The sequence below is a fragment of the Sphingomonas japonica genome (assembly GCF_006346325.1).
Taxonomy (GTDB): Bacteria; Pseudomonadota; Alphaproteobacteria; order Sphingomonadales; family Sphingomonadaceae; genus Sphingomonas; species Sphingomonas japonica.
In genome coordinates this window covers 15,532-41,895 of sequence record NZ_VDYR01000001.1, presented here as the reverse complement: position 1 = coordinate 41,895, position 26,364 = coordinate 15,532, and the positions used below count along the sequence as shown (strand labels likewise).

Annotated in this window: 31 protein-coding genes; 17 read left to right on the top strand and 14 right to left on the bottom strand. The window is 67.1% G+C overall.

From position 1 onward, the window contains the following. Position 1: 1 nt before the first annotated feature. From flgF to flgB, 5 genes are read right to left on the bottom strand one after another with little or no spacing between them, the layout of a single operon-like run. Positions 2 to 748, bottom strand: a complete 747-nt coding sequence (flgF, locus tag FHY50_RS00225; protein ID WP_140046366.1) for a flagellar basal-body rod protein FlgF — start codon at positions 746 to 748, stop codon at positions 2 to 4. A gap of 26 nt (positions 749 to 774) precedes the next feature. Further along, complete coding sequence (locus FHY50_RS00220) at positions 775 to 2,043, bottom strand: flagellar hook protein FlgE (protein ID WP_140046365.1); 1,269 nt, start codon at positions 2,041 to 2,043, stop codon at positions 775 to 777. 25 nt (positions 2,044 to 2,068) lie between these two features. Beyond that, complete coding sequence (locus FHY50_RS00215) at positions 2,069 to 2,746, bottom strand: flagellar hook assembly protein FlgD (RefSeq protein ID WP_140046364.1); 678 nt, start codon at positions 2,744 to 2,746, stop codon at positions 2,069 to 2,071. 2 nt (positions 2,747 to 2,748) lie between these two features. Continuing rightward, entirely contained in the window at positions 2,749 to 3,168 is a 420-nt protein-coding gene (flgC, locus tag FHY50_RS00210) for a flagellar basal body rod protein FlgC (RefSeq protein WP_420030867.1), read from the bottom strand. Next, on the bottom strand, positions 3,165 to 3,515 hold the full coding sequence (flgB, locus tag FHY50_RS00205) for a flagellar basal body rod protein FlgB (protein WP_140230954.1): 351 nt from the start codon (positions 3,513 to 3,515) through the stop codon (positions 3,165 to 3,167). Before flgB ends, flgC begins: the two co-directional genes overlap by 4 nt. A 216-nt stretch (positions 3,516 to 3,731) precedes the next feature. Between flgB and FHY50_RS00200 the strand changes: the two genes are divergently transcribed. The 11 genes from FHY50_RS00200 to FHY50_RS00150 all read left to right on the top strand — a co-directional run bounded on the left by FHY50_RS00200 (position 3,732) and on the right by FHY50_RS00150 (position 14,308). Further along, positions 3,732 to 4,397 (top strand): motility protein A, encoded by a 666-nt coding sequence (locus FHY50_RS00200; protein ID WP_140046363.1) that lies wholly within the window; start codon positions 3,732 to 3,734, stop codon positions 4,395 to 4,397. Next, entirely contained in the window at positions 4,394 to 4,924 is a 531-nt protein-coding gene (locus FHY50_RS00195; protein WP_140046362.1) for a flagellar motor protein MotB, read from the top strand. The genes FHY50_RS00200 and FHY50_RS00195 overlap by 4 nt, the downstream gene beginning before the upstream one ends. Before the next feature lie 26 nt (positions 4,925 to 4,950). Continuing rightward, positions 4,951 to 5,478 (top strand): flagella basal body P-ring formation protein FlgA, encoded by a 528-nt coding sequence (locus FHY50_RS00190; protein WP_140046361.1) that lies wholly within the window; start codon positions 4,951 to 4,953, stop codon positions 5,476 to 5,478. Positions 5,479 to 5,559: 81 nt separating this feature from the next. Beyond that, positions 5,560 to 5,856 (top strand): flagellar biosynthesis anti-sigma factor FlgM, encoded by a 297-nt coding sequence (gene flgM, locus FHY50_RS00185; protein ID WP_140046360.1) that lies wholly within the window; start codon positions 5,560 to 5,562, stop codon positions 5,854 to 5,856. After that, a complete protein-coding gene (locus FHY50_RS00180) occupies positions 5,849 to 6,160 on the top strand; it encodes a flagellar protein FlgN (RefSeq protein ID WP_140046359.1) in 312 nt (103 codons plus the stop codon). The genes flgM and FHY50_RS00180 overlap by 8 nt, the downstream gene beginning before the upstream one ends. Positions 6,161 to 6,230: 70 nt before the next feature. Further along, positions 6,231 to 7,130 (top strand): lytic transglycosylase domain-containing protein, encoded by a 900-nt coding sequence (locus FHY50_RS00175; protein WP_140046358.1) that lies wholly within the window; start codon positions 6,231 to 6,233, stop codon positions 7,128 to 7,130. 4 nt (positions 7,131 to 7,134) lie between these two features. Beyond that, positions 7,135 to 9,222 (top strand): flagellar biosynthesis protein FlhA, encoded by a 2,088-nt coding sequence (gene flhA / locus FHY50_RS00170; RefSeq protein ID WP_243846654.1) that lies wholly within the window; start codon positions 7,135 to 7,137, stop codon positions 9,220 to 9,222. Continuing rightward, positions 9,219 to 9,965 (top strand): sigma-70 family RNA polymerase sigma factor, encoded by a 747-nt coding sequence (locus FHY50_RS00165; RefSeq protein ID WP_140046357.1) that lies wholly within the window; start codon positions 9,219 to 9,221, stop codon positions 9,963 to 9,965. The genes flhA and FHY50_RS00165 overlap by 4 nt, the downstream gene beginning before the upstream one ends. 38 nt (positions 9,966 to 10,003) lie before the next feature. Next, the gene (locus FHY50_RS00160) at positions 10,004 to 11,011 is read left to right on the top strand and encodes a cupin-like domain-containing protein (RefSeq protein WP_140046356.1); all 1,008 of its coding nucleotides are present in this window, start codon (positions 10,004 to 10,006) and stop codon (positions 11,009 to 11,011) included. 40 nt (positions 11,012 to 11,051) lie between these two features. Beyond that, complete coding sequence (locus tag FHY50_RS00155; RefSeq protein ID WP_140046355.1) at positions 11,052 to 13,760, top strand: ATP-dependent DNA helicase; 2,709 nt, start codon at positions 11,052 to 11,054, stop codon at positions 13,758 to 13,760. An 11-nt stretch (positions 13,761 to 13,771) separates the two neighbouring features. Further along, positions 13,772 to 14,308: a SixA phosphatase family protein gene (locus FHY50_RS00150; protein ID WP_140046354.1), complete on the top strand. Its 537-nt coding sequence runs from the start codon at positions 13,772 to 13,774 to the stop codon at positions 14,306 to 14,308. Positions 14,309 to 14,314: 6 nt separating this feature from the next. Here FHY50_RS00150 and FHY50_RS00145 read toward each other — a convergent pair whose 3' ends face one another. The 5 genes from FHY50_RS00145 to rpmF form a co-directional block, all read right to left on the bottom strand. Continuing rightward, on the bottom strand, positions 14,315 to 14,656 hold the full coding sequence (locus FHY50_RS00145) for a MerR family transcriptional regulator (RefSeq protein WP_140046353.1): 342 nt from the start codon (positions 14,654 to 14,656) through the stop codon (positions 14,315 to 14,317). Between the two features lie 8 nt (positions 14,657 to 14,664). After that, positions 14,665 to 14,964: an integration host factor subunit alpha gene (locus tag FHY50_RS00140; protein WP_140046352.1), complete on the bottom strand. Its 300-nt coding sequence runs from the start codon at positions 14,962 to 14,964 to the stop codon at positions 14,665 to 14,667. A 73-nt stretch (positions 14,965 to 15,037) separates the two neighbouring features. Further along, the gene (locus FHY50_RS00135; RefSeq protein WP_140046351.1) at positions 15,038 to 16,000 is read right to left on the bottom strand and encodes a beta-ketoacyl-ACP synthase III; all 963 of its coding nucleotides are present in this window, start codon (positions 15,998 to 16,000) and stop codon (positions 15,038 to 15,040) included. Next, entirely contained in the window at positions 15,997 to 17,028 is a 1,032-nt protein-coding gene (plsX, locus tag FHY50_RS00130) for a phosphate acyltransferase PlsX (protein ID WP_140046350.1), read from the bottom strand. Before plsX ends, FHY50_RS00135 begins: the two co-directional genes overlap by 4 nt. A gap of 32 nt (positions 17,029 to 17,060) precedes the next feature. Continuing rightward, complete coding sequence (gene rpmF / locus FHY50_RS00125) at positions 17,061 to 17,240, bottom strand: 50S ribosomal protein L32 (RefSeq protein ID WP_140046349.1); 180 nt, start codon at positions 17,238 to 17,240, stop codon at positions 17,061 to 17,063. A 250-nt stretch (positions 17,241 to 17,490) separates the two neighbouring features. Here rpmF and FHY50_RS00120 point away from each other — a divergent pair, with 250 nt between their 5' ends. Next, a complete protein-coding gene (locus FHY50_RS00120) occupies positions 17,491 to 17,931 on the top strand; it encodes an MAPEG family protein (protein ID WP_166745460.1) in 441 nt (146 codons plus the stop codon). A gap of 4 nt (positions 17,932 to 17,935) precedes the next feature. On the opposite strand, the gene FHY50_RS00115 is transcribed toward FHY50_RS00120, so the two are convergent. Next, the gene (locus tag FHY50_RS00115) at positions 17,936 to 18,598 is read right to left on the bottom strand and encodes an MBL fold metallo-hydrolase (protein WP_140046348.1); all 663 of its coding nucleotides are present in this window, start codon (positions 18,596 to 18,598) and stop codon (positions 17,936 to 17,938) included. 79 nt (positions 18,599 to 18,677) lie between these two features. Here FHY50_RS00115 and pabB point away from each other — a divergent pair, with 79 nt between their 5' ends. From pabB to msrA, 4 genes are all read left to right on the top strand, one after another. Continuing rightward, entirely contained in the window at positions 18,678 to 20,429 is a 1,752-nt protein-coding gene (gene pabB, locus FHY50_RS00110; RefSeq protein WP_140046347.1) for an aminodeoxychorismate synthase component I, read from the top strand. A gap of 33 nt (positions 20,430 to 20,462) precedes the next feature. Further along, positions 20,463 to 21,662 carry a pyridoxal phosphate-dependent aminotransferase gene (locus tag FHY50_RS00105; RefSeq protein ID WP_140046346.1) on the top strand — a complete coding sequence of 400 codons (1,200 nt, stop codon included), beginning with the start codon at positions 20,463 to 20,465 and terminating at the stop codon, positions 21,660 to 21,662. 194 nt (positions 21,663 to 21,856) lie between these two features. After that, positions 21,857 to 22,012, top strand: coding sequence for a hypothetical protein (locus FHY50_RS14100; protein WP_166745459.1), 156 nt, complete (start codon positions 21,857 to 21,859; stop codon positions 22,010 to 22,012). 61 nt (positions 22,013 to 22,073) lie between these two features. After that, the gene (gene msrA, locus FHY50_RS00100; protein ID WP_140046345.1) at positions 22,074 to 22,739 is read left to right on the top strand and encodes a peptide-methionine (S)-S-oxide reductase MsrA; all 666 of its coding nucleotides are present in this window, start codon (positions 22,074 to 22,076) and stop codon (positions 22,737 to 22,739) included. 35 nt (positions 22,740 to 22,774) lie between these two features. On the opposite strand, the gene FHY50_RS00095 is transcribed toward msrA, so the two are convergent. After that, the gene (locus FHY50_RS00095) at positions 22,775 to 23,179 is read right to left on the bottom strand and encodes a DUF1489 family protein (protein WP_140046344.1); all 405 of its coding nucleotides are present in this window, start codon (positions 23,177 to 23,179) and stop codon (positions 22,775 to 22,777) included. A 31-nt stretch (positions 23,180 to 23,210) separates the two neighbouring features. Next, a complete protein-coding gene (mgtE, locus tag FHY50_RS00090; RefSeq protein WP_140046343.1) occupies positions 23,211 to 24,614 on the bottom strand; it encodes a magnesium transporter in 1,404 nt (467 codons plus the stop codon). A 191-nt stretch (positions 24,615 to 24,805) separates the two neighbouring features. On the opposite strand from mgtE, the gene FHY50_RS00085 reads away from it, so the two are divergent. Next, a complete protein-coding gene (locus FHY50_RS00085) occupies positions 24,806 to 25,264 on the top strand; it encodes a peptidylprolyl isomerase (RefSeq protein ID WP_140046342.1) in 459 nt (152 codons plus the stop codon). Positions 25,265 to 25,287: 23 nt separating this feature from the next. Here FHY50_RS00085 and FHY50_RS00080 read toward each other — a convergent pair whose 3' ends face one another. After that, positions 25,288 to 26,178 carry a LysR substrate-binding domain-containing protein gene (locus FHY50_RS00080; protein ID WP_140046341.1) on the bottom strand — a complete coding sequence of 297 codons (891 nt, stop codon included), beginning with the start codon at positions 26,176 to 26,178 and terminating at the stop codon, positions 25,288 to 25,290. Positions 26,179 to 26,364: the final 186 nt, after the last annotated feature.

The following is a 26,364-nucleotide window of genomic DNA, read 5'->3' as shown; positions in this document are numbered from 1 at the left end:
TTCAGCCCGGCATCCGCATCAGCGATGCGGAGCTTTCGTCCATCTTCTTGGCTTCCTTGAGCAGGTTGGCCTGCACTTCGTAGCCGCGCTGGTTTTCCATCATGTCGACCAGCGCCTGCGTCAGGTTGACGTTCGACTGTTCGAGCGACCCCGACTGGACCTTGGCATCGAGGTCGTCGGGCAGGATGCCCCCACCCTTCACATGCAGCAGGTTGTCGAGACCCTTGATCGTGTTGGTGCCGTCGGTGCTGACCAGCTTGATGCGGTCGAGCACCACCGGCGGCGTCGCGTCGTCGGCACCCAGCGGCACGATCGATACGGTGCCGTCGTCGGCGATGGCGATGCTCTCGTGCGGCGGGACGGTGATGGGGCCCCCCGACCCCATCACCGGGAAACCGTCGCCGGTCTCCAAGACGCCGCTGAGCGAGACCGAGAGGTCGCCGCGCCGGGTATAGGCTTCGCTGCCGTCGGTCGCCTGGACGGTCATCCACGCATCGCTGGTGACCGCGACGTCGAGCGGGCGGCCCGTCGCCATGATCGCCCCGGCGCGCCGGTCGGCATCGGTAACTTCCTCGCCCGACGGAGCCCGCGTCGCGAGCCCGGTGCCGTCGAGCAGCAGGTTGGAAAAGGAGACGCGATCCTGACGAAAGCCGATCGTCGAGGCGTTCGCGATATTGTTCGCGATCGCCGCCTGCGCCGACATCTGGCTCTTGAGCCCCGACAGCGCGGTGTAGACCAGCCGATCCATGGTGCGTCCCCCCTTCCCGCTTCAGATCAGTTGATGTTGAAGATCGTCTGCTGGATCTGGCTCGACGTATCGAGCGCCTTGGAATTCGCCTGGAAATTCCGCTGCGCCGCGATCAGTGCGACCAGTTCCTCGGTGATGTCGACGTTCGATCCCTCGATCATGCCCGACATCAGGTTGCCGAACCCCCCGATCCCGGCTTCGCCCAGTACGGGCTCGCCCGAAACGCCGGTTGCCGCCCACGAGCTGTTACCGAGCTGGCGCAGGCCGGCCGGGTTGGAGAAGTTGGCAAGCGCGACCTTGCCCAGCGCGATGTTGTCGCCGTTCGAGAAGCTGGCGCGCACGATGCCTTCGCTGTCGACCGCGACCGATTCGAGCTGGCCGACCGCCTGGCCGTCCTGGGTGCGGGCATTGACGATGAACGGCGATGCCGCCTGTGTCGTTTCGACGCCGAAATCAAGCGACAGCGCCTGCTCCGCGGTGCTGCCGGTCGGCGTGAACGCGTCATAGGCGGTTGCGGTGGTCGGCGACGTGAGCGTCCCGGTATCGTCGAAGGTCAGCGTGATCGGCGCGTCGGGAGTGCCGCCGCTCTGCAACTGCTGATCGCCGACGAAGCTGTATGCGGACCAGGTGCTGGTCGGCTGCGCCGTGGTCGGAGCGGTCTCGCGCACGAAATAGGTGGTCATCGTCAGCGGATTGCCGGTGCCGTCATAGATCGTGGTCTGCGTCGACTGGTTGTAGCTGGTCGGATCGAAGCGATCGAAATCGGCCATCGGAACCTGCGATCCGGCGTTGAGGTTGACGCTCAGCGCGACATTGCCGGTCGCGACCGGCGTGCCGCTGGTCTGCGGCAAGCGCAGGCTGACGGTCGAACCGACGCCGGCGGCGACGACGGTACCGCTGCCATCCACCGGGAACACCTGCAGGTGACCGCCTTGGCCGTCGACGACAAAGCGCTCGTTATCGACAAGGAAGCCGCCGTTGCGCGTGAAGTTGATCTTGGTGGCCTCGGGATCGGCCTTGGTCACGAAGAAGCCGTCGCCCGATACCGCGAGATCGAGCGCGGTGCCGGTCTGGGTGAGCGTACCTTGCGCGAACTGCTGGCGGATCGCCTTGGTGACGACACCCGACCCGACCAGCGCGGTCGGGCTCGACGAGACCGACGACGCGATGACGTCGGCGAATTCGGTGCGGCTCTTCTTGAAGCCGTCGGTGGCGACGTTCGCAAGATTGTGCGAGATCGTCGACATTTCCTTTTGCGAGGCCTGGAGCCCGCTCAGCGACGTATAGAAGGACATGGGTTTTTCCTTTTCCTTGAGGGGCTCAGCCGACCGAGCGGACGGCGGAGGAGTTGACCTGGCCGATGCCGGGAAGCTGGAGGACGGGTTCGCCGTTCACGATCGAGACCGACGTGACCGGTGCCCAGACGAGCGGACGGGCGGCGATCGCCTTGTCGCCGTCGCGGGCGGAAACGGTGACCTGGAACGGGCCGTCGCCGGCATCTTCGCCGGCCATGTTCTTGCCGTCCCAGTCGAAATTGACGGTGCCCGCAGGCTGTGCGCCCAGCTCGATCGACTTGAGCACCTCGCCGCTCGCCGCGGTGATGGTGACGTTGACGTTGCTGGCGCCGGCGTCGAGTTCGACACCGCCCTCGATCCCGCCTGAAGTCCGCGCGAACGCAACATTGCCCTCGGTCAGAACCGTCCGGCCGACCCAGGCGAGCGCGTCGCTCGGCGTAGTCCCATTGAGCTTGTCCGCGATCGACTTGAGCGTCGACGACATTTCGGTGATGCCGGCGAGCGACGAGAATTGCGCCATCTGCGCGACCATCTGGGTGTTGTCGACGGGCTCGAACGGGTCCTGGTTTTTGAGCTGCGCGGTCATCAGCGCAAGGAAATCGTCCTGGCCCAGCGTGGTCTTGGCATTGCCGACCGGCGCCTGACTCTCGGTCGTACGACCGATGCCCAGGTTCGAAAGCGTGGTGTCGAAGGATGTCGCCATGATCAGCGTCCCAGTTTCAAGGTATCGACGATCAAGGTCTTGGCTGTCTGCATGACCTCGACATTGTTCTGGTAGGTGCGCGCGGCCTCCATCATGTCGACCAGCTCGCGGGTCTCATCGACCGCGCTTTCGAAGACATTGCCCTCGGCATCGGCGAGCGGGTTGCCGGGATCGTAGCGCTTGGTCGGCGCTTCGCCGGCATTGACGACGCTTTCGACATCGACGGTGGCCAGCGCGTTCGCCGCATCGAAATGCGTGCGGAATACCGGCTTCATCGTCTTGTAGGCCGCGTCGGCGGTGGTCGCGACCGAGCCCGCATTGGCGAGGTTCGACGCGGTGGTGTTCATCCGAACGAGCTGCGCCGACATTGCGCGGCCCGATACCTGGAAGATGTTCATGGGAGCGGCATCAGGCATCGTCATTCACCCTTCAGCGCGCGCGTGAGCGTGCCGATCCGGCCGTTCAGGAACGCGAGCGTGGTCTGATATGCGACCGCATTCTCGGCGAAGGCGGTCTGCTCGGTGGCGAGCTCGACCGTGTTGCCATCCATCGACGGCTGCGTCGGCACGCGGAACATCGTCGCCTGATCGATCGCACGCTCGCTGCCGCCGGCCCGCTCCATAGACGACAGCGCCGCGCGGAAATCGATGTCCTTGGCCTTGTAGCCAGGGGTCGAGGCGTTCGCGATGTTCGACGCGAGCAAACCCATGCGCTGCGAACGCACCGAGAGCGCTGCTCCGTGAACTCCGAAAATACTGTCGTTCGCCATCGGGCGGTTCTCCAGCGTGAAACGTCGTCCCCACGAATAAGCAATGGCCGTGCCAATTCGTGCAGAAGCGGCGGAGAAGCTGGAATATCGCGTCGGAGCGGCAACCGGCGGCAAGATGTTGCCGGGGCGGCGGCAAGGCGATGCCCTCCGCGGTGCGGGACAACCGGACGCGGCACGGCTGCCAGCACTTGGCCCGGCGCTTGCTTGTGCGGGGACATGTCCATCGCCCTGCCTTCCGAGCTCACCGCATTCTTCGATCCCGTCGCGCTGGCGATCGTCGGCGGCGGCACCCTGATCGCGCTGGTACTGCGCACTCCGCTCGGGTTGCTGCTGCGCGCGTTTGCGGCGGTGCGCCTGGTGCTGCGCCGCGGCTACGATGCCGACCCCCACCTGCAGCAGATCGCCGCGCTCGGCCGGATCGCCCGGCGCAGCGGCGTGATCGCGCTCGACCGCTCGGTAATCACCGACCCCGATATCGCCGCAGCCATCGATGCGATCGTCGATGGCAGCCCGCCCGAAACCGTTGCGCGTACGCTCACCGAGTGCCGCGACGCGCGCATCGAGCGCCACCTTGCCGTGGCCGACACCTGGAGCGCGGCTGCGGATATCGCGCCGACGATGGGGATGATCGGCACGCTGATCGGCCTCGCGCGCATGTTCCAGTCGATGACCGATCCGGAGGCAATCGGCCCGGCCATGGCGATCGCGCTGCTGGCGACCCTGTACGGCGCGCTGGTCGCAGCGTTGATCGCAGCCCCGGTCGCCGCCCGCCTGCGCAGGCTTGCGCGCGCCGAAGCATTCGAACGCGCCCGGCTCGAGGCGCCGCTGGTGGCGCTGGCCGACCGCGAACGCCCGCGTTTGCGCGAAGTGGCGGCGGCATGACTCTCGCCCGCTTCGACGAACCGGTGGCGCGCCCGCTGTGGCTGATCACGCTTGCCGATCTCAGCCTGTTGCTGCTCGGCTTCTTCGTGTTCCTGCAAGCGGCGCGCAGCATCGACGAAGCCCGAATGGTCGATGGTGTCCGTCAGGCATTCGGCGGCGATACCAGCGAGCCCGCCATGGCCGCGATGCCGGTGGACCTCGCCATCGTCGGTGGTTTTGCATCCGGATCGGCACTGGTGTCCGGCAGCGTTACAGACATTGCGCGCTGGCTGGACGATGCCGCACGCGATCCGCGCACCACCGTTACCCTGACCGGCGTCACGGGAAGCGCGAGTGACGTCGATCCCCGCACCGGCAGCCGCGACATCCTCGCCATCGACCGCGCCCGCGCCGTAGCAGCGCAGCTCGTCGCATCCGGCGCGATCGATCCCGCCCGGCTGCGTATCGGCGCCGCCGCGACGGGCACGCGCGGGCATGTCGCCCTGACCATCGGTTTCACCGGCAGCCTCGCGGAAGAACGCCCGTGACGCCGCCAATTCTTCGGAGAGCAACGATGTATCGCCTCGCCATTCCGCTTTTGCTGATCGCCAGCCCCGCCGCCGCGCAGCAGCGGTTTCAGGACACCCGCCTGATCGACACCGCCGTCGGCCAGTTCACCGGCAAGGCGATCGGCGAGGACGGCGGCGCGACCGCCGCTGTCGATACCCGTCTCAAACTCGCGAGCTGCGCGATGCCGCAGTTCGAATGGCGCAGCGATGCGCATGACGCCGTCGTGGTGCGCTGCATGGCGCCGGTCTGGAAGATCTTCGTGCCGGTTCAGGGCGCCAAGGCGGCACCGCGTGCCGTGCTCGCCGCCAGCGCGCCGGTGCCGATTGCCAAGCCCGAAATCGTCATCAAGCGCGGCGACCCGATCGTCGTGGAGGCCGGATCGCCCGGCTTCAGCATCAGTCGCGACGGCATCGCGATGGGCGACGCAGCGGTTGGCGCGCGCGTGCTGGTCAAGATCGACGACAAGAAGCCGCCGATCCACGCCATCGCGGTCGAAGCCGGGCATGCGACGCTGCCGGGCTGGGCCGAATGACACCGGCGCATTTATTTCTTCTAAAGGTCTCGCGCGTCCGGTCGTTTCCAGCCTTGTCAGCACGATTGAAGGATCGCGGACATGGTGGACCCTATCGGCTTCAAGCCCTCGACTCCGGTCGATCGTCGCAGCGTTGCGCGGGTGTCGTCGGCTGCCGGCGGCAATGCGGCAGCAGCCTCGACCGATGCCCAGGCGCAGGCGACGAGCAGCGACAGCATCGCGGCATCGGCACGGCTGCTGTCGGCCGCGCCACCGGTCGATACCGAGCGCGTGGCCGAGATCCGCAGGGCCATCGCGGATGGTCGCTTCCCGATCATGCCCGCCACGATCGCCGATCGCATGCTGGCCCTCAAGCTGAACTGGCGTCCCAATGAATAGGCGCGACGCGCTGATCGCGGTGATCGAGAGCCTGCACGCCGAGATCGCAGCGCTCAAGGCGAACGACGTGCCCGCGCTCGAAGCCGCGACCGAAGCCAAGCTGGTGCATATCGAGGCCGTTGCCGCAAACGACGACGAGCCGATCTCGCCCGAGATCACCGCGCTTGCCGACGAAGCCCACAAGCTGAACGAGACCGCGCGCATCTACGTCAACCTGATGGCGGCAAATGTTCGCCGCCGCCTGCAGACGATTGCCGGTGCCGGTGCCGCTCCCTACGCCCCGGGCGCGATGCGCTACGCCTGATCGCGCGCCGGCGCGGCTGGCACGCTCCTTGCTGGACGATCCGCATGACGGATAGCCACAGCAGGACCCGATGAGCGTTACGCCAGTCGCCTCCACGACCAACGTCCAATCCGCGATCGCGAACGCCAGTCAGAAGACCGGCGTCGATTTCAACTATCTGCTCGGCCAGGCGCAGGTCGAGAGCGGCATGCGGGCCAATGCGCGTGCGCGAACGTCGTCGGCGACCGGCCTGTATCAATTCATCGAGCAGAGCTGGCTCGGCGTCGTCAAGATGCACGGTGCCGAGCACGGCATGGCGTGGGCCGCCGACAGCATCCGCCAGACCTCGGGCGGCCGCTATATGGTCAGCGATCCGGCGACGCGGCAGGCGATCCTGCAACTTCGCTCCAATCCGCAAGCCGCGTCGCTGATGGCGGCCGAGCACGCGTCCGACAACAAGGCTGCACTGGAGGCGACGCTTGATCGTCCCGCCAATGGCACCGACTTGTACATGGCCCATTTCCTGGGGCTGGGCGGCGCCAAGTCGTTCCTGTCGGCGATGCAGACCAATCCCGGACGTAACGCCGCGGCGATGTTTCCGAGCGCCGCGCGCGCCAATCGCGGGATCTTCTACGGTCCCAACGGCTATCCGCGCTCACTGGGCGAAATCTACCAGCGTTTCGGCAGCAAGCTCGATCGCGGCGCGCAGATGGCGGGTGGCAGTGGATCGGCAACGCAGGCGCTGGCATCGACTGCCGCGCCCGACACCAGCTATTCGATCGGCGCGCTCGACGTCGTCCTCGGTAACGGCGCGGTCGAGCGCGACGATCACTGGGTCCAGACCACCCTGGCCAACCTCAATGTGCTGACGCCGCAGACCCCTGCGCAACCGCAGGGACAGGCTTTCGCGCGCAGCATGATCGATCCGCTGCGCCCGACGCCCGACACCGCGCGGCTGGCATATCTGATGCTCGCGAACCTGGGGGCCTGAGCGCATGAACATGGCGATGTTCGGCCGGGCGAATATGCTCGCCTCCGCGCGCGGGTCGGCCTTGCCGGTCGCGATCCTGCTGCTGGTCGTGCTGTTGGTGGTGCCGATCCCGGCATTCCTGCTCGACATCTTCTTCATCATCAACATCATGATCTCGCTCGCGGTGTTGATGGTCGCGTTGAACGCGCAGAAGCCGCTCGATTTCTCGGCCTTTCCGACGGTTCTGCTGCTCGCGACGCTGTTCCGGCTCGGCCTCAACGTCGCCTCGACGCGCGTCGTGCTCGTCCACGGACACGAAGGCGGCGCGGCGGCGGGGCATGTCATTGAGGCGTTCGGCAATTTCCTGATCGGCGGCGACTATGTCGTCGGCCTGTTCGTGTTCGCGATCCTGCTGATCATCAACATGATCGTCGTCACCAAGGGCGCGGGCCGCGTCTCCGAAGTCGCGGCGCGCTTTACGCTCGACGCCTTGCCCGGCAAGCAGATGGCGATCGACGCCGACTTGAACGCCGGGCTGCTGACCCCCGACGAGGCGCGCGCGCGCCGCATCGAAGTCGGTACCGAAGCGGATTTCTACGGCGCGATGGACGGTTCGTCCAAGTTCGTGAAGGGAGACGCGATCGCTGGTCTGCTGATCCTGGGGATCAACATCGTCGGCGGGTTGATCCTGGGCGTGGTCAGTCACGGCCTTGCGGTCGGCGCCGCAGCCGAAACCTACATCATGCTGGCGATCGGCGATGCGCTGGTGGCGCAGATCCCGGCGCTGATGCTGTCGATCGCCGCCGCCGCGATCGTTACCCGCGTCACTTCGGCGCACGACCTGTCCGGCCAGATCGGCAGCCAGTTCGCAAGCCCGCGCACCTGGACGCCGGTCGCAGGCATCCTTGGCCTGCTGGGAATGATGCCGGGCATGCCCAGCCTGATCATCCTGCCCGCCGCCGCTGCCGCTGCATTCGGCGCCTGGCATCTGCGCAAGGCGGAGAAGCGTCCGCCGCCGGTCGCCGAACCCGAAGCCGCCACGCCCGCCGACCTGTCGAAGATCGGCTGGGACGAAGTGTCCGACCAGATGCACGTCATGCTCGACATCGGCTATGGGCTCGTGCCGCTGGTCGACGAACGCCGCGGCGGTCCGTTGATGAACCGCATCACCGGCGTGCGCCGCCAGCTGTCGAAGGAACTCGGCTTCGTCGTGCCGCAGGTACGCGTGCGCGACGACATCAACCTTGCGCCCTATACCTATCGCATCGTCATCGGCGGCGTCGTCGTCGGCGAGGACAGCGTATCGCCCGACGAGATGCTCGCGCTCGACACCGGTCAGGCATCGGGCAAGCTGCGCGGAAAGACTGCCAAGGATCCGACCTTCGGACTGGACGCGGTGTGGGTCGCGGCGGGCGATGCCGATGCCGCGACCGGCATGGGGTATCTCGTCGTCGATCCCGGCACCGTCGTCGCCACGCACCTCAACCAGTTGCTCGTTCAGAATGCCAGCGATCTGCTGGGCCCCGACGAGGTCCAGGCGCTGCTCGACGGGCTCAAGGAGCGCGCCGCGCAGCTGGTGGCATCGCTATGCCCGCAGCCGCTGCCGCTGACCACGCTGACCCAGGTGCTCAAGGGTCTGCTGGCCGAGAACATCTCGCTCAAGGAATTCCGCCGCATCGCCGCCGCCATCGCCGTCGCGGCGCAGCGCAGCGCCGATGCCGAGGAGATCGTCGAACTGATCCGCCCCGAACTGGGCGCGCTGATCATCCAGAAACTGTGCGGCGTGCGCGAGCCGCTGCGCGTGATGACGCTGGAGGGACAATTGGAAGCCTTGCTTGGACAAGCGGTCCGTTCGGACCCGTCGCGCCGCCACACTATCGAACCCGATCTCGGCCGTCGCATTTCCGAAGCGCTGCAACAGGCGGCAGGTCCGCTGGTCGCCGAAGCCAAGCCGTTCGCGCTGGTCGTCCAGCCCGCGATCCGCCTCGCGATCCGCAAGCTCGTCCGCACCGTCCTGCCCGACACGCCGGTGATGAGCTTCTTCGAAGTTCCGGAAGAAAAGTCGGTCGAGGTCGTCGCGGTGATCGGCGCTCCGCAGGCGCTGGCGGCATGAACGCGATGACCGGCCCGATGCAGGGCACGCCCCTCACCTACGACCGCAGCGGTACCGCACCGCGCGATGTCGAGGCGCTCGTTCGCAGCCACCTGCCGATGGTGCGCCGCATCGCGTGGCACATCCATGGCAGCATGAGCACCTTGATCGAGGTCGAGGACCTGATCCAGATCGGCATGATCGCGCTGGTCGAGGCCGCCAATGGCTTCGAGGATCGCGGCCAGGTGACCTTCGAACAATATCTGTCGACGCGGCTGCGCGGCGCGATGATCGACGAATTGCGTCGTCAGGCGACGCTGACGCGGGGCGCGATGCGCCGCAAGCGCGAGTACGCCCGTACCGTCGAGGCGTTGACCACCGAGTTCGGCAGGCGACCGAGCGAGGATCAGGTCGCCGAGCGGCTGGGCGTCAGCCTCGAGAAGCTGCGCATCGATTACGCTGCGGCCGAACCGGTACGGTTCGATTCGATCGACGAGGTCTATACCGACGAAGGGCCGTGGTTCATGTCGAGCGAGCCCGACGCCTTCGAAGCGCTCGCCGAGGCGGACACGCGCGACTTGCTGATCGCGGCGATCGGAGAATTGCCCGAGCGCGAGGCGCAGGTGATCCAGCTTTATTATGTCGAGGAACTCAATCTCGAAGAGATCGGCCAGGTCCTGAACGTCGGAGCTGCGCGCATCTGCCAGATCAAGAAGTCGGCGCACGACCGGCTGAAAAAGGCGATGCTGCGCCGGATGGGGTGAGGCTGGCGGGCGCGCTGCGGCGCTGCTAGTTCCGGCCGATGACGCCGGTTGCCGAATATCGCGATGTCGATCGCACCGCGTTCGAACGCGATATCGTGCCGCGGCATCGCCCGGCGGTGCTGCGCGGGCTGGTCGCGGATTGGCCGGCAGTGCGCGCCGCACGGCAATCGTCCGATGCGCTGGCCGACTATCTGCGCAATGCGGCGACCGATGTCCCGGGCGAAGCCTGGTTCGGCGCACCCCAAATCCGGGGCCGGTTCGGTTTCACCGACGATTTTGCCGGGTTCAACCACGATCGCAAGCGGGCGACCATCGCGCAGCTGCTCGACCTGATCCTGCGTCAGCGCGACGTTGCCGAGCCGTGGTCGGTATATGCCGGCGCTCTGCCGCTGCGCCGCCATGCCCCTGATTTCGCCGTGAACAACCCGATGCCACTGCTCGATGCCGATCGCCACATGCTGGTATCGCTATGGCTCGGCAACCGCGCGCGCACTGCGATCCACTGGGACCTGCCGCAGAACCTAGCGTGCGTCGTCGCCGGGCGGCGACGGTTCACGCTGTTTCCGACCGCACAGCTTGCCAACCTCTATGTCGGGCCGATCGACCGCACGCTGGCCGGACAGCCGACCAGCATGGTCGAGCTGGACGCGCCCGACCTCGATCGCTTCCCGCGCTTTGCCGACGCGCTGGACGCCGCCGAAGTCGCCGAGCTCGAACCCGGCGATGCGCTCTATCTTCCCAGCCTGTGGTGGCACGGCGTGCAGGGCCTCGACCCGGTCGGAGCGATGGTCAACTACTGGTGGCGCGACGGCCCGGCGCGGACGATGACGCCGATGCAGTCGCTGCTGCACGCAGCGCTGACCATCCACGAGCTTCCCGACGACGAGCGCGCGGCCTGGAAGCTGCTGTTCGACCATTATATCTTCCGGACCGACGGGGACCCGATGGCGCACGTCCCCGAAAGCGCCCGCGGCGTGCTGGGCACGCGCACGCCCGAGGCGCTGGCGGCGCTGCGCCAGCAGCTTGCCGACGCGCTGCTGCGCTGAGCTGTTTCGCTTTCGTTCCGTCCGCGCTACAGCCGGAGAGATGACGGCGCTTCCCTACCCCGCCCTCCACGCCAGCCATGGCGGCGTGTGGATCGCCGAAGGCGGAAGGACGCGTCCGATCGGGCGCGGCGAGGCGATCCGCATCGCCGCCGACACGCCGCTGATCCTGCTCAACGCGCCGCTGGTCGGGCAGCGGCTGGGCCATCCCGAACTGTCCGGGCTCGACATCCTCGAGCTGTTCGCCTTCCTGTTTCCCGCGCGCTTCATGGTGCCGACTCCCAAGGGGCTGGCCGCTGCGACCGGGCTGACGCTGCCCGACGGCGACGATGCGGTCGCGGCGTTCCTGAGTGAAGCCGCCGCGGCGCTGCTCGGCGCGGCCGAGCGCGACTGGCCCGAGCGCGAAGGCGCGTGGCACGCCGCGCAATCGCTCGCCCGGGCGCGCTGGTCCTGGGCGCCGATCGTGACGCAAGCCATCGCCAGACCCGAAAAGCCCGAACGCTGGTTGTATTCGATGCTGCCCGAATGGGATGAACAGGCGCCCCGACCCGCACCGCGCACGATCGGCCTTGACCCTGGCGACGTGCAGCAGCGGCTGAAAACCCTTACCGGCAAGGGTGCCGAAACCCGCGACGGTCAACGGGCGTTCGCCGCCGCCGCCACGCACGCCTTCGTGCCGCGCGACGTGCGCGACATGCCGAACATGGTGCTGGCAGAAGCGGGGACCGGAATCGGCAAGACATTGGGCTATCTCGCGCCAGCATCGCTATGGGCGGAAAAGGCCGACGGCGCGGTCTGGGTATCGACCTATACCAAGGCGCTGCAGCGGCAACTGGCACATGAAAGCGAACGGCTGTTCCCCGATGCCGCAATACGCAAGGCGCGGGTGGTGACGCGCAAGGGACGCGAGAATTACGCGTGCCTGCTCAATCTCGAAGACGCGCTGCAGGGCGGCTTTGCCGGGCGCGCTGCGATCCTGGCGCAACTGGTGGCGCGCTGGGCGGCCTATACCGCCGACGGGGACATGGTCGGCGGCGACCTACCCGGCTGGCTGCCGACGCTATTCCGGCGCAACGGATCGACCGCTCTGACCGACCGGCGCGGCGAGTGCATCTATGCCGGATGCCCGCATTACCGAAAATGCTTCATCGAGCGCGCGGCGCGGGCGAGCGCGGCTGCCGACATCGTCATCGCCAACCACGCATTGGTGATGGTCAATGCCGCGCGCGGGCGCGAGGCGACGACGCGCCCCACGCGGTACGTGTTCGACGAGGGGCACCACTTGTTCGACGCAGCCGATGCGATGTTCTCGGTGGCGCTGACCGGACAGGAGGCGATCGAGATCCGGCGCTGGATCGTCGGTCCCGAAGGCGGCGGGCGCGGACGGCGGCGCGGGCTGGCGGCCCGGCTGTCCGACGTGGCGAGCTATGACGAGCAGGGTGCCGCCGCCATCGAGCAGGCGATCGATGCGGCACGGGCACTGCCGTCGGACGGATGGTTGCAACGCGTCGCCGAGGGCGATCCGTTCGGGCCGGTCGAGGCGCTGCTCGGCGCCGTGCGCGGGTTGGTGTACGCACGCGACACCAAGGGCGCGGGAGATGCGGGATATGGCCTGGAAACCGAATTGGCCGAGCCCGACGGCGCGCTGGTCGAAGCGGCGGGGCCGGCGGGAGCCTCGATCGACGCGGTGCTGCGGCCGCTGGTCGCGCTGGGGCGGCGGCTCGAGGCGGTACTGACCGATGCGCCCGACTGGATGGACGGCCCGGCGCGTGCGCGGATCGAAGGCGCGATCGCCTCGCTTTCGTGGCGTGCCGATACGGTCGGCGCGTGGCTGGCGCTGATCGCGCGGATCGGCGGCCCCGCCGACGCCGATTTCGTCGATTGGCTGGCGGTCGATCGCATCGAGGGGCGCGAATACGACATCGGGCTGCATCGCCACTGGATCGACCCGACCCGACCCTTCGCCGATACGGTGCTCAAAAGCGCGCACGGCGTCGTCGTCACCTCGGCCACGCTCAAGAGCGGCGGCGACTGGGACGTCGCGCGCGCGCGTAGCGGGGCCAGCCACCTGATCCGCGCGCCGAGCGAGTTCGAAGCGGCGAGTCCGTTCGATTATGCCAACCACAGCGAAGTGCTGATCGTCACCGACGTCAAGCGCGGCGACCTGCCCGCGCTCGCCAATGCCTATGGTCGCCTGATCGTCGCGGCGGACGGTGGAACACTGGGCCTGTTCACGGCGATCCGAAGGCTGCGCGGCGTCCACGCGCGGATTGCCGACCGGCTGGCACGCGAAGGGCTGCCGCTGCTCGCACAGCATGTCGATCCGATCGACACCGGCACGCTGGTCGATATCTTCCGCGACGATCCGCGCGCGTCGCTGATCGGCACCGACGCGCTGCGCGACGGCGTCGACGTGCCGGGCCGGTCGCTGCGGCTGGTGGTGATGGAGGGCGTGCCGTGGCCCAAGCCGAGCGTACTGCACGCGGCGCGGCGCCTCGCGGGCGGTGGCAAGGATTATGACGATCGCATCGTCCGCGCACGATTGGCGCAGGCATTCGGGCGGCTGATCCGGCGCGCCGACGACAAGGGCGCCTTCGTGCTGCTGTCGGCAGCGATGCCGTCGCGGCTGCTGACCGCCTTTCCGCCGGGTGTGACCGTATCGCGCGTCACGCTCGACGAAGCGATCGAGCGCGTACGTGCCCTTTCCATCCCCGCCGCCATCGGGCATGGCGCCGCGCAGGAGACGGCCTGACGGGAGACCCCATGCGAACGCTGACGCTGCTGCGCCATGCCAAGTCGGCCTGGACCGATCCCGTGCTTCGCGATTTCGACCGACCGCTCAATGCCCGCGGGCAAAAGGCGGCAGCGACGATCGGACGGCATCTGCGCGAGGCAGGCGTCGGGTTCGACCATGTCGTGGCGTCGCCGGCCGTCCGCGTGACCGAAACGCTCGAGCATTTCTATCAGGGGTTCGGCACCAAATTCGTTCCGACGTGGGACCGGCGCATCTATCTGGCGTCGTCGGCGACCTTGATCGACGTGCTGCGCGAGGCACCTGAGGATGCGAAGCGCGTGCTGATGGTGGGGCACAATCCCGGGCTGGAAGACCTGGTGTTCGATCTGGTGCCGCCGGGCGGACCCCTGCGGGAAGCGGTCGAGGAGAAATACCCGACCGCAGCGATCGCCGAGATGGCGCTGCCGATCGACGACTGGGCGCAGATTACAAGCGGGCGGGCAACGCTGGAGCGGTTCGTACGGCCGCGCGATCTCGACCCGGCGCTGGGTCCCGACGACGATTGAACCGCGTCAGGCGCCGCCGCCATCTGCCGCCAGCGCGCGCGCCAGCATGTCGCGCAGCGCGCGAAGGCCATCGGGCTTCACCAATTTCGGCGCCCGCCGCCGCTCGCTGGCCAGCAGTTTCTGGACGCCCTGGATGGTGTAGCCATCCTGATTGAGCAGGCGGTCGATGCGGCGGACCAACGCGACGTCCTCGACCCGGTAGTAGCGCCGCTGCCCGCCGCGCTGGAGCGGGCGCAGCTGTGGGAAGCGGGTCTCCCAATAGCGCAGTCGATGCTGCGGCAGGCCCAGTTCGTCCGCCAGTTCGCCGATCGTCCGGAACGCCGTCGCCGATTTGTCGGGACCGGCCATACCGGGTCTCAGGCCGGATTGACGATGCGATCGCGCATCATCTGGCTCGCGCGGAAGGTGAGCACGCGGCGGGGCGCGATCGGCACCTCGACGCCGGTCTTGGGATTGCGTCCGATGCGCTCGCCCTTGTCGCGCAGGATGAAACTGCCGAAGCCGGAAATCTTGACGTTCTCGCCCTTGGACAGCGCCTCGCACATATGTTCGAGAATCTGTTCGACCATGCGCGACGAATCCGCGCGCGACAGCCCGACATCGCGCTGCAGCGCGTCGGCCAGATCCGCCCTGGTCAGTGTACCCCCCGACGTCATGTTCCGATGCTCCCTTGGGTTAAAAACCCAGTGTATCACACTGGATGGCTGGCGCAATTGGAACCGCTTCCGATCAGAAGCGCACGATCGACGCGCCCCAGGTGAAGCCGCCGCCCATGGCTTCCAGCACGACGAGATCGCCGCGCTTGATGCGCCCGTCGCGCACCGCCACGTCGAGCGCGAGCGGTACCGAAGCGGCAGAGGTGTTGGCATGGATATCGACGGTGACGACTACCTTTTCGGGAGCGAGCCCGAGTTTGCGCGCGGTCGCGTCGAGGATGCGGGCATTGGCCTGGTGCGGCACCACCCAGTCGACATCGGCCGCGGTCAGGCCGGCGGCGGCGAGCCCCTCGGTCATGACGCTGGCGAGGTTGACGACGGCGTGGCGGAACACCTCGCGCCCGCGCATCCGCACCTTGCCGACGGTGCCGGTGGTCGACGGACCGCCATCGACATAGAGGAGCTGGTTATGGCGTCCGTCGGCGTGGAGCCGGGTGGCGAGGATGCCGCGCCCGTCGGTCTCCTCCGCTTCGAGCACGACCGCGCCCGCGCCATCGCCGAACAGGACGCAGGTGGCGCGGTCTTCCCAGTCGAGAATGCGGCTGAAGGTCTCGGCGCCGATCACGATCGCACGATTGGCGGCACCGCTCGTCAGCATCGCATCGGCGACCTGCAGCGCGTAGAGAAAGCCCGAGCATACCGCGCCGACGTCGAACGCGACGCAGTCGTCGATGCCGAGCGCCGCCTGCACCTTCGTAGCGCTGGCAGGAAAGGTCTGGTCGGGAGTAGCGGTCGCGAGCACGATCAGGTCGATCTGTGCCGCCTCGATCCCGGCTGATTCCAGAGCGCGGCGCGCGGCATCGGTGGCGAGGCTCGCCGTCGTCTCGCTGTCGTCGGCGATGTGGCGAAAGCGGATGCCGGTGCGCTCGGTGATCCATTCATCCGATGTATCGACGCGCTCGGCGAGTTCCGCGTTCGACACGCGCTTGGCCGGAAGCGCCGAACCGGTTCCGAGAAAGACCGAGCGACGGGTCACGCTGCCTTGGCCTCGAAATTACTCAGATCCTCGGCGATGCGCCGCGACAGATCGTCGCGCACCGCCTTGGCCGCGACCGCGATCGCATTCTCGACCCCGAGCGCGTTCGCCTTGCCGTGGCTCTTGAGCACGAGTCCGTTGAGCCCGAGAAATACCGCACCATTGTGGTTGTTGGGATCGAGATGATCGCGCAGCAACCGCGTCGCCGGCAGCGAGATCAGGAAGCCGAGCTTCGAGCGGATCGAGCTGCTGAACGCCCGCTTCAGCAGGTCGGCGACGAAGCGCGCGGTACCCTCGGCAGTCTTGAGCGCGATATTGCCGGAAAAGCCATCGCAGACGATCACGTCGATCACGCCGCGCGACAGTCGGTCGCCTTCGATGAAGCCCTCGAACGACAGCGGCAGATGCGATGCGGCGCGCAGCTGCGCAGCGGCGTCGCGGATGCTGTCGGTGCCCTTCTGATCCTCGGTGCCGATGTTGAGCAGCGCCACGCGCGGGCGGTCGAGATCGAGCGCGGTGCGCGCATAGGCAGCACCCATCACCGCGAACTGGACGAGGTTGCGCGTGTCGCACTCGGTATTGGCGCCGAGATCGAGCATCACCGTATCGGTCTCGCCGAGCGAGGGCATCAGCGCGGCCAGTGCGGGGCGGTCGATGCCCGGCATCGTGCGCAGCGACAGTTTGGCCATCGCCATCAGCGCGCCGGTGTTTCCCGACGACACGCACGCCCCGGCCCGGCCCTGCTTCACCTGTTCGATCGCGACGCCCATCGACGTGGTGCGCGCGCGCCGGATTGCTTGGCTGGGCTTGTCATCCGATGCGACCACGCCCGCGGCATGGACGATTTCCGATGCGGCGGTGAGGTTGGGATGGGTCTTGAGCCCGTCACGAATCGCCGCCTCGTCCCCGACCAGGATGAAACGCATCTCGTCGAAGCGGCGGCGCGCGCGCGCCACCCCCTCGAGCATGACCGACAGCCCTTCATCGCCGCCCATCGCATCGACGGCGATTACCGTGCTGGAAGCCATGTCCTGCGCGTCCTCAAGGGAAAAGTGCGGGTTCAGCCCTCGAGCGAGACGACTTCGCGGCCGTTATAATGGCCGCAGGCTCCGCACAGGATATGCGGACGCTTGAGCTCGCCGCAGTTCGAGCACTCCTGGAACGACTCGACCTTGAGCGAATCGTGCGAACGACGCATGCCGCGCTTGGATGGCGACGTCTTTCTTTTTGGAACGGCCATTTCGGCACACCTTCTTTTCGTTCAAATACGTGGCAACACGCGGATATCAGGGTCGCGATACGCTACGTCCGTCCATCCGACAAGCGCCGACCCCCGGCCGCTGGCCGGACCGGCGGAATGGCAGGTCACGAAGCGAGCGGGTGCCTATAGCGATTTTGCCTTGCGTTGCAAGCAGGAGACCAGCGTGGCAGGATCGGTTTCGGTCCGCAACCGATCGCGTGAGCGGACGGAATTCGAAGGGGGTTATTCGATGACTGGGATCATGCTGCCGGTGACGCTGGCTACCGCCGGGCTCGCGGCGCTGCTCAACCTTTGGCTCGGCGCCCGCATCGTTCGCGTGCGGCTGCGCGACAAGATCAGCATCGGCGACGGCGGCAATCCGGCACTCGCGGCGCGGATGCGGGCGCACCTCAACTTCGCGGAATATACGCCGATCGTGCTGATCCTGATGGGCGGGATCGAACTGACACACGGCACTTCCTTGTGGCTGGGCCTTACCGGGATCGTCTATCTGATTGGCCGCGTCGCGCATGCGTTCGGCATGGACGGCGCGATGAAGGCGCGGCAGTTCGGCACGATCGCGACACTGACGATAACCGGGGGACTGGGCATATACGCGATCGCGGTATCGCACATGCCGCCGCCCGCCATGATCGAGATGGAAGCGCCTGCGGCCGTCGGAGCGGGCTAGCCGGTCACGCCTGTGCCAGCACCCGGTCCGCCACGAACGGATTGCTCGCCCGTTCCTGTGCAAAGGTGCTGTGCGCGCCGTGACCCGGCAGGAACACCGTGTCGTCGCCCATGGGCCACAGCTTGGTCACTACGGATTCGATCAACGCCTGCGGATCGCTTAGGGGAAAGTCGGTGCGCCCCACCGACCCGGCGAACAGCACGTCGCCGACGATCGCCAGCTTCGATGCCGCGTGGTGGAACACGACGTGCCCCGGCGTGTGGCCCGGGGTCTCGTAGACGTCGAGCGTCACGTCGCCGACCGAGACGGTGTCGCCCTCGACCAGCCAGCGCTCCGGCTCGAACGGCACGCCGTTCAAGCCCCATTTGCGGCCGTCCTCATCGAGCCGGGCGATCCAGAAGCGGTCGGCTTCGTGCGGACCTTCGATGGGCACGCCGTAATGCTCCGCAAGCGGCTTGGCCTCGCCGCAATGGTCGATATGGCCGTGGGTCAGGATGATCTTCTCGATGGTCACGCCGGCCTGCTGCGCCGCGGCCTTAAGTTTGGGCAGATCGCCGCCGGGATCGACGAACGCGCCGCGCATCGTGCGCGTGCACCACAGCAGCGTACAGTTCTGCTGGAGCGGGGTGACGGGGATGACGGCGGCGCGGAGCGAATGATCGGTCATTCCCGCTAGCTAGTCGCGCACGCCGCCTGGGGCAACGCAGGGCTTGCCGAGCAAGGCGCGGGGTTGCATCACGCGGGCGATGCGCCCGACCGCCCCTTTCGTCCTGCTCGACGACGCGCGCGACGGCGACGCGGCGGCGCGGCTGTACCACGATCCGGTCGAGGTGATCGAGGCGCGCTTGGTCGGCGATATCTTGCCTGCGCTCGATCGCATCCGCGCGGCCGGTCGCGCCGGGCTGCACGCGGCCGGTTTCCTTGCCTATTCCGCGGGCGGCGCGTTCGAGGCAACGGCGCCGCAGCGTCCTGGCGATCCGCTGCTCTGGTTCGGATTGTTCGAGCGCTACGACGTCTTCGATCCCGCCGACCTGCCCGACCCGGCCGGCGCCTGGCTCGGTCCGCTCGACCCGAGCATTGCGCGCAGCGCGTATCTGCAAAAGCTGGCCGCGATCCAGGAACTGATCCGTGCGGGCGATCTGTACCAGACCAATCTGACCTTCCAGGCGAGGGTGCAGTTCGAGGGCGATCCGTTCGCCCTATACGCGCGGCTGCGCGCGGCGTCGAAGGCAGGCTGGGGCGCCTATGTCGATACCGGGCAAGACCGCTACTTGTCGCTGTCGCCCGAATTGTTCTTCGCGCTCGAAGCGGGCGAGCTGACCTGCAAGCCGATGAAGGGTACCGCTCCGCGCCTTGCCGATCCGCGCGAGGATGCGGCGGCGCGCGAGGCGCTGCGCCAGGATCCAAAGCAGCGCGCCGAGAACCTGATGATCGTCGATCTGATGCGCAACGACCTCGCGCGCGTGGCGATTCCCGGCAGCGTGGCGGTGCCCGACCTGTTCGCGATCGAGGCCTATCCGACCGTGCAGCAGATGGTCTCGACCGTCACCGCGACCCTGGCGCCGGGAAAGGATGCGATCGACGTCCTCGCCGCGCTGTTTCCGTGTGGGTCGATCACCGGCGCGCCCAAGCTGCGGGCGTGCCAGACCATCGCCGAGATCGAGGGCTCGGATCGCGGCATCTACACCGGGTCGATCGGGCGCATCGATCCCGATGGCGGCGCCCAGTTCAACGTCGCTATCCGCACGCTGACCGTGCGCGGGGACGATGGCTATGCCACGCTGGGGCTGGGCTCGGGCATCGTCGCCGATTCGAACGGCCCTGCAGAATGGGAGGAATGCCTGACCAAGGCTGCGTTTCTGAAAAGCGGCGGACGCGCGTTCGACCTGATCGAGACGATGGCGTTCGATCCGGTCGAGGGGATTGCCCGGCTCGATGCACATCTCGAGCGGATGCGCGCCAGCGCCGAGCGCTTCGGCTTCGCATTCGATCGGCATGCAGTGCGCAACGAGCTCCAGGCGGCGACCTTTCGCCTGCGCGCGCCGGCGAAGGTACGTCTTGCCGGCAGTCCGAGCGGCGCGATCGCGATCGAGATTGCCCCCCTGCCCGCCCCGCCCGATGAGCCGGTCGCGGTGGCGATCGCGCCGCTGCCGGTCGCGTCCGCTGATTTCCGCCTCCGCCACAAAACCAGCGACCGCCGTTTCTACGACGCCAGCCGCGCCGCATCGGGATGCTTCGAGGTGGTCTATGTCGATCCGGACGGATTCCTGACCGAAGGCAGCTTCACCTCGCTGTTCGTCGAGCGCGACGGTAGATTGGCGACCCCGCCGCTGTCGCGCGGGCTGTTGCCGGGCATCCTGCGCGGCGAGCTCCTCGCCAGCGGGCGCGCAACCGAGCGCGACTTGGTCATCGCCGATTTGCAACAAGATTTCTGGATCGGCAACTCGCTGCGCGGATTGTTGCGCGCGCGGCTTGCGACGACACCGGACGACCGCTAAAGCGCCGCCGCTTTCCATCAGGGGTGTGCCGCAATGAAGACGTCTGCCGCGCTAGGCCGAATCCAGCCCTCTGCCACGCTGGCGATGACGTCGCGCGTCCTCGAGCTGAAGCGGCAAGGCGTGGACGTGATCGGCCTTGGCGCGGGCGAACCCGATTTCGATACGCCCGATTTCGTCAAAGATGCCGCGATCGAGGCGATCCGCGCAGGCAAGACCAAGTACACCAATGTCGACGGCACGCCCGAATTGAAGGCCGCGATCGCCGCCAAGTTCGCGCGCGACAATGGCCTGACCTACGCGGCCGACCAGATCAGCGTGAACGTCGGCGGCAAGCACACGCTGTTCAACGCGCTGGTGGCGACGATCGACCCCGGCGACGAGGTGATCGTGCCCGCGCCATATTGGGTCAGCTATCCCGACATCGTGGCATTTGCAGGCGGCACGCCGGTATTCGTCGCCGCGGGAGCCGATCAGGGCTACAAGATCACGCCGGCACAGCTGGACGCGGCGATCACGGGACGCACGAAATGGGTCGTCCTCAATTCGCCGTCGAATCCTACGGGGGCCGGATATAGCCGCAGCGAGTTGGCGGCGCTGGGAGAGGTGCTCGAACGTCATCCGCAGGTCTGGGTCCTGGCCGACGACATGTACGAGCACATCGTCTATGACGGGTTCGAATTCGCGACCATCGCGCAGGTCTGCCCAGCGCTCTATGAGCGCACGCTGACGGTCAATGGCTGTTCGAAGGCCTATGCGATGACCGGGTGGCGGATCGGCTATGCCGGGGGGGCGGCGCAGCTGATCAAAGCAATGGCCAAGCTGCAATCGCAATCGACCTCCAACCCGTGTTCGATCGCGCAGGCGGCGGCGACGGCCGCGCTGACCGGCGACCAGTTGTTCCTCCAGCAACGCAACGCCGCATTCCAGCAGCGCCGCGATCTGGTCGTCGGGATGCTGAACGCGATCGACGGCATGACTTGCCCGACACCGGAGGGAGCGTTCTACGTCTATCCCGAATTCGCCGGGCTGATCGGCAAGACGACGCCAAAGGGTGCCGTGATCGACAGCGACGAGGCGATGATCGGCTATCTGCTCGACGACGCGCGCGTCGCCGCGGTGCATGGGGCGGCGTTCGGGCTCTCGCCGGCGATGCGGATCAGCTATGCGACATCGGAAGCGCTGCTGACCGAGGCGTGTGCGCGCATCCAGGCGGCGTGTGCGGCGCTACGCTGACGCTACGGCATCGGATACGCCTCGCAACGATCCGTTTCTGAACGGAGCACAGACGGCGCATCCAGCGTTCGTTAAGGGGACGTCGCTATACAGGGCTTGCAAGTTCGAAATCGGGCACTATCTGAACGCCATCGTTTAGGAATGCCGGTCGAGCAGCGCAGACTGATAACGACGAACTCAACAGGACAGATCTCATGCGTGGCATTTTGCGCAGCGGCTTCACTCGCTATTTTCTCAGCGGCTTCGTGCTTGGCGCGATCGGCCTCGTCGCGGTGCAGACCGCCGACGCGGAGAGTCGCCCGGCGATGTCCGCCCAGACGTCCTGGGCAGTAACCGAAAGCGCGCTTTGAACGTATCTCGGATAAACCGGAAGTACGTCGCCTGGCGCGGCACTTCCTATCGGAGAGACTTATGCTCAAGCCGCTGATCGCCACCGCCGCCGCCGCCGTCGCAGCCATCGGCCTCGTCGCCATCCCTGGCGCCGGCCATGCCGAGCGCGCGGTGCGCATTCCTGCCCCGAAGCTAGATGTCCCCGCCGAAAAAGGCAACGCCGTCGCGGTGTTCGCCGGCGGCTGCTTCTGGGGCATGGAAGCGGTGTTCGAGAATGTGAAGGGCGTGCGCCAGGTAGTGGCCGGATATGCCGGAGGCAGCCGCGAGACGGCCGATTATGCGACCGTCAGCACCGAGACGACCAAGCATGCCGAGGCGATCCGCATCGTCTATGACCCGGCGCAAGTCAGCTACGGGACCTTGCTGCGCGTCTATTTCTCGGTCGCCCACGATCCGACGCAACTGAACCGCCAGGGGCCGGACAGCGGGCCAAGCTATCGCTCGGCGATCTTCCCGCAATCGCCCCAGCAACGCACGGTGGCCGCGCGTTACATCACGCAGCTCGGCGCGACAAAGGCGTGGGGCGGCAAGCCGCTGGTGACCCGGATCGAGAGCGGCCAGTTCTTTCCCGCCGAACCCTATCATCAGGATTTCTTCCGGAAGAACCCGGCGCATCCCTATATCGTGCGCTGGGACAAGCCCAAGGTTGCGGCGTTTCGAGCGGGCTTCCCGACCCTGGCACGGTAATCGCATCGGCGCCGGGAAATCCGTGCAGGCGCGCGCTAAAGCAGTCCCAACTCCGCCAATTTGCCGACCATCGCGGTCGGCATGTCCGCGACGCCTGCCGCGCCTTGCCCCAGATCGATCGGAGCGTCGTTCGCCTCCAGATATCGCCAGCCCTGATGCGCCCGCTTCGGCCGCGCCTGCACCAGGACCAGCCGTGGCTCCAGCTCGATCGCGACGCGGCCTCCGTCTGCCTCTCCGAAGCGCAGGACCGGCGAGCGCCCGACCAGCTGATGCTTGAAGATCCAGTAGAGCGAACCGCCGTCGAGCACCTCGGCATGGCGCTTGGGCAGATAACGGGTGGTGAGCGTCAGTGGGCCGCGTTCGAGCCGCGCATCGAACCAGCGCTGGATGTCCTCGACGCTGTTGGCGCCGAATGCGACCTTGGTGAGATGAAGCGGCACGGCGCCGATCTGGCGTCGGCTCGGCTCGCGATCAACCCACCAGGCCGCTGACCGTCGCCAGTCCCAGAAAGACCAGGAACCCCATCGAATCGGTGACCATCGTCACGAAGATCGAGGACGAGATCGCCGGATCCGCGTTGCAGCGCTCGAGGGTGAGCGGCACCAGCACGCCCGCCAGCCCGGCGATGACGATGTTGCCGAGCATCGCCGATCCTATCACGACGCCGAGCAGCGGATTGGCGAAGAACAGCCCCACCGCGATTCCGATCACGATGGCGACCGTAGCCCCGTTGAGTATCGCGATCGCCAGTTCGCGGCGCACCGCCCACAAGGTGTTGGCGGGCGTCAGCTGATTGGTGGCCAGCGCGCGCACCGTCACCGCCAGCGTCTGCGTCCCGGCATTGCCGCCGACGCCGGCCACGATCGGCATCAGCGCGGCGAGGACGATCATCTGCGCCAGCGTGTCCTGGAACTGGGTGATGATCGTCGCCGCCACCAGCGCGGTGAACAGATTGGCGATCAGCCAGCGTACGCGCGCATAATAGGTGTCACGCACCGGCTCGTTGATGTCGCCATCGCCTGCACCCGACAACAGCAGCGCATCCTCGCCGGCTTCTTCCTGGATGATGTGGACGATGTCGTCGACGGTGATCATCCCCACCAGCCGCCCGCTGCCGTCGATCACGGCAGCGGAGATCAGCGCGTATTTCTGGAAGCGCAGCGCCACTTCCTCCTGATCCATGTCGACCGGGATCAGGGTCTGTTCGCGCTTCATCACGTCGGCGATGGCTACGCTGCGCGGGGTGCGCAGTATCCACGAGAGGTTACAGGTGCCGATCGGATGATGCGCCGGATCGACGACGAAGATTTCCCAGAAATCAGTGGTCAGCTGATCGTCGGCGCGCAGATAGTCGAGCACGTCGCCGACGCTCCAATGCTCGGGCACCGCGATCAGCTCGCGCTGCATCAGGCGGCCGGCCGACTCCTCGGGATAGCTCAGCGCCTCCTCGATCGCGGCACGGTCGTCGGGATCGAGCGCGCGCAGCACGGCGCGCTGCTCGTCCTCGTCCATGTCCTCGATGATCGCGACCGCATCGTCGGTGTCGAGATCGGCGGTGAGGTCCGCGACCTGGGTGGCGGTCAGCGCGTCGATCAGCTCGTCGCGCACCCAGTCGTTCATCTCGGCGAACACGTCGCCGTCGATCAGCTCGGCAATGGCGGAGGCGAGCGCACGGCGCTGCTCGGCGGGGACGATCTCGATCAGGTCGGCGATGTCGGCGGGATGGAGCGGTTCGACCTTCTCGCGCGCGCCGGCCTCGTCGCCCGCCTCGACCAGATCGAGAACGGCGCGGACGAATTCGGGCTTGAGCCGATCATCCTCGTCCAGCCCGGTATCGGGCAGCGGAGGCGCGGCAGAAAATTCGGTCTCGCTCACGGGGGCGACCTCCTGCTTTTCCGCGCTCACCTGCCGCCGCTGTAGCGTGCCCGAATCGCCGCGACAATCGCGCCGTCGCGCGATCGGAACGGGCTAAGCTGTGATCCATGTCGTTGCATGTGCGTTTCCATCGGACTAGGGCGGCGCGCAAACGAAAACCAACCATCCCAGGTCGCGGAGTGAACCCATCCATGTCAGAATTGCCCAGCACGCTCATCCTCACGCTCGATGGCGGCGACGTCACGATCAAGCTGCGCGGCGATCTTGCCCCCGGCCATGTCGAGCGCATCGCGACGCTCGCCGACGAAGGTTTCTATGACGGTGTGGTGTTCCACCGGGTGATCGACGGGTTCATGGCGCAGGGCGGCGATCCTTCCGGCAAAGGCACCGGCGGGTCCAAGCTGCCCGATCTCAAGGCCGAATTCAGCCGCGAGCCCCACGTCCGCGGCGTCTGCTCGATGGCCCGGACGATGAGCCCGAACACCGCCAACAGCCAGTTCTTTATCTGCCTCGACGATGCGACCTTCCTCGACGGGCAATATACCGTATGGGGCGAAGTGACCGACGGGATGGAGCACGTCGATGCGCTGCCCAAGGGCGAGCCGCCGCGCGAGCCGGGCAAGATCGTCAAGGCGCGCACCGCGCCCTGACCCTGCGTCGGCGCGCCGGGCGGTCAGACGTCCTGCGCGCCGAGCGCGGTGATCAGCCAGTCGTGGAACAGCTTTACCGGCCGCGTCGCCAAGGCGCGCGGCCGGCACACGAACCAGTAGCTGTAATCGCTCGGCACGCTGAGATCGAAGATGCGCGCCAGCCGCGGATCGTGTGCATCGGCGAAATGCGATTCGAGCATGAACGCCACGCCCAGCCCCTGCGCCGCCGCCTCGAGCATCAGCTGGCCCGAATCGAAATGGTCGATCGCGAGCGGCTCGACCTCGGGTATCCCCGCCGATCGCTGCCATTCGGTGACGGTTTCGGGCATGTCACGGTGCACCAGCGCAGTCAGGCGCGCCAGATCGCGCGGATCGGCGATGGCGTCGTCGCCGTCGAGCAGCGTTCTCGCACCGATCACATAGACCCGGTTGCGATCCAGCCTTCGCGCGTACAGCGCCGCATCGACATGGCTGGCCAGCACGATCGCCGCATCGAGCCCGTCGCCGACGCGCGTGATCGCATGCGCCGCGGTATCGACGTCGAGATGCAATTCGGGATGCTGGCGCTTCAGCTCGCCGAGCCGGGGCATCAGCCGCTGCGACGCGAACAGCGGCAGCACGCCCAGCCGCAGCCGCAGCACTTCCTCGCCGCTGGTCATCGCCTCCACCGCGTCGGACAGCGTGTCGAGCGCGGGCGCGATCATCGCCAGCAGCCGCTCGCCATCGGCGTTGAGCAGGATCGCCTGGTGGCGACGCTCGAACAACGGTTTGCCGATGAACCGTTCGAGCGCCTGGACACGGCGGCTGAGCGCGGGGGACGACAAAGCGAGATCCTCGGCAGCGGCCTTGACCGAGCCCAGCCTGGCCACCTGGACGAACGCTTCGATCGCAGTGAGGGGCGGAAGCCGGCGCATTATCCAACGATGCTGCACTGCGTCATGATTGTCGACCCGTGAAACCGGTTAATGCGCCCGCGACCAGCCATTGGTAGCGATATCTGCATGCATTTTTTGCAATCGCGAACGTTCATTTCGCACTTGCACAAATTCAGCTTCACCCGCACTTATAGCGGGCCTTTCAGGCATCCTCTCCTAAAACTT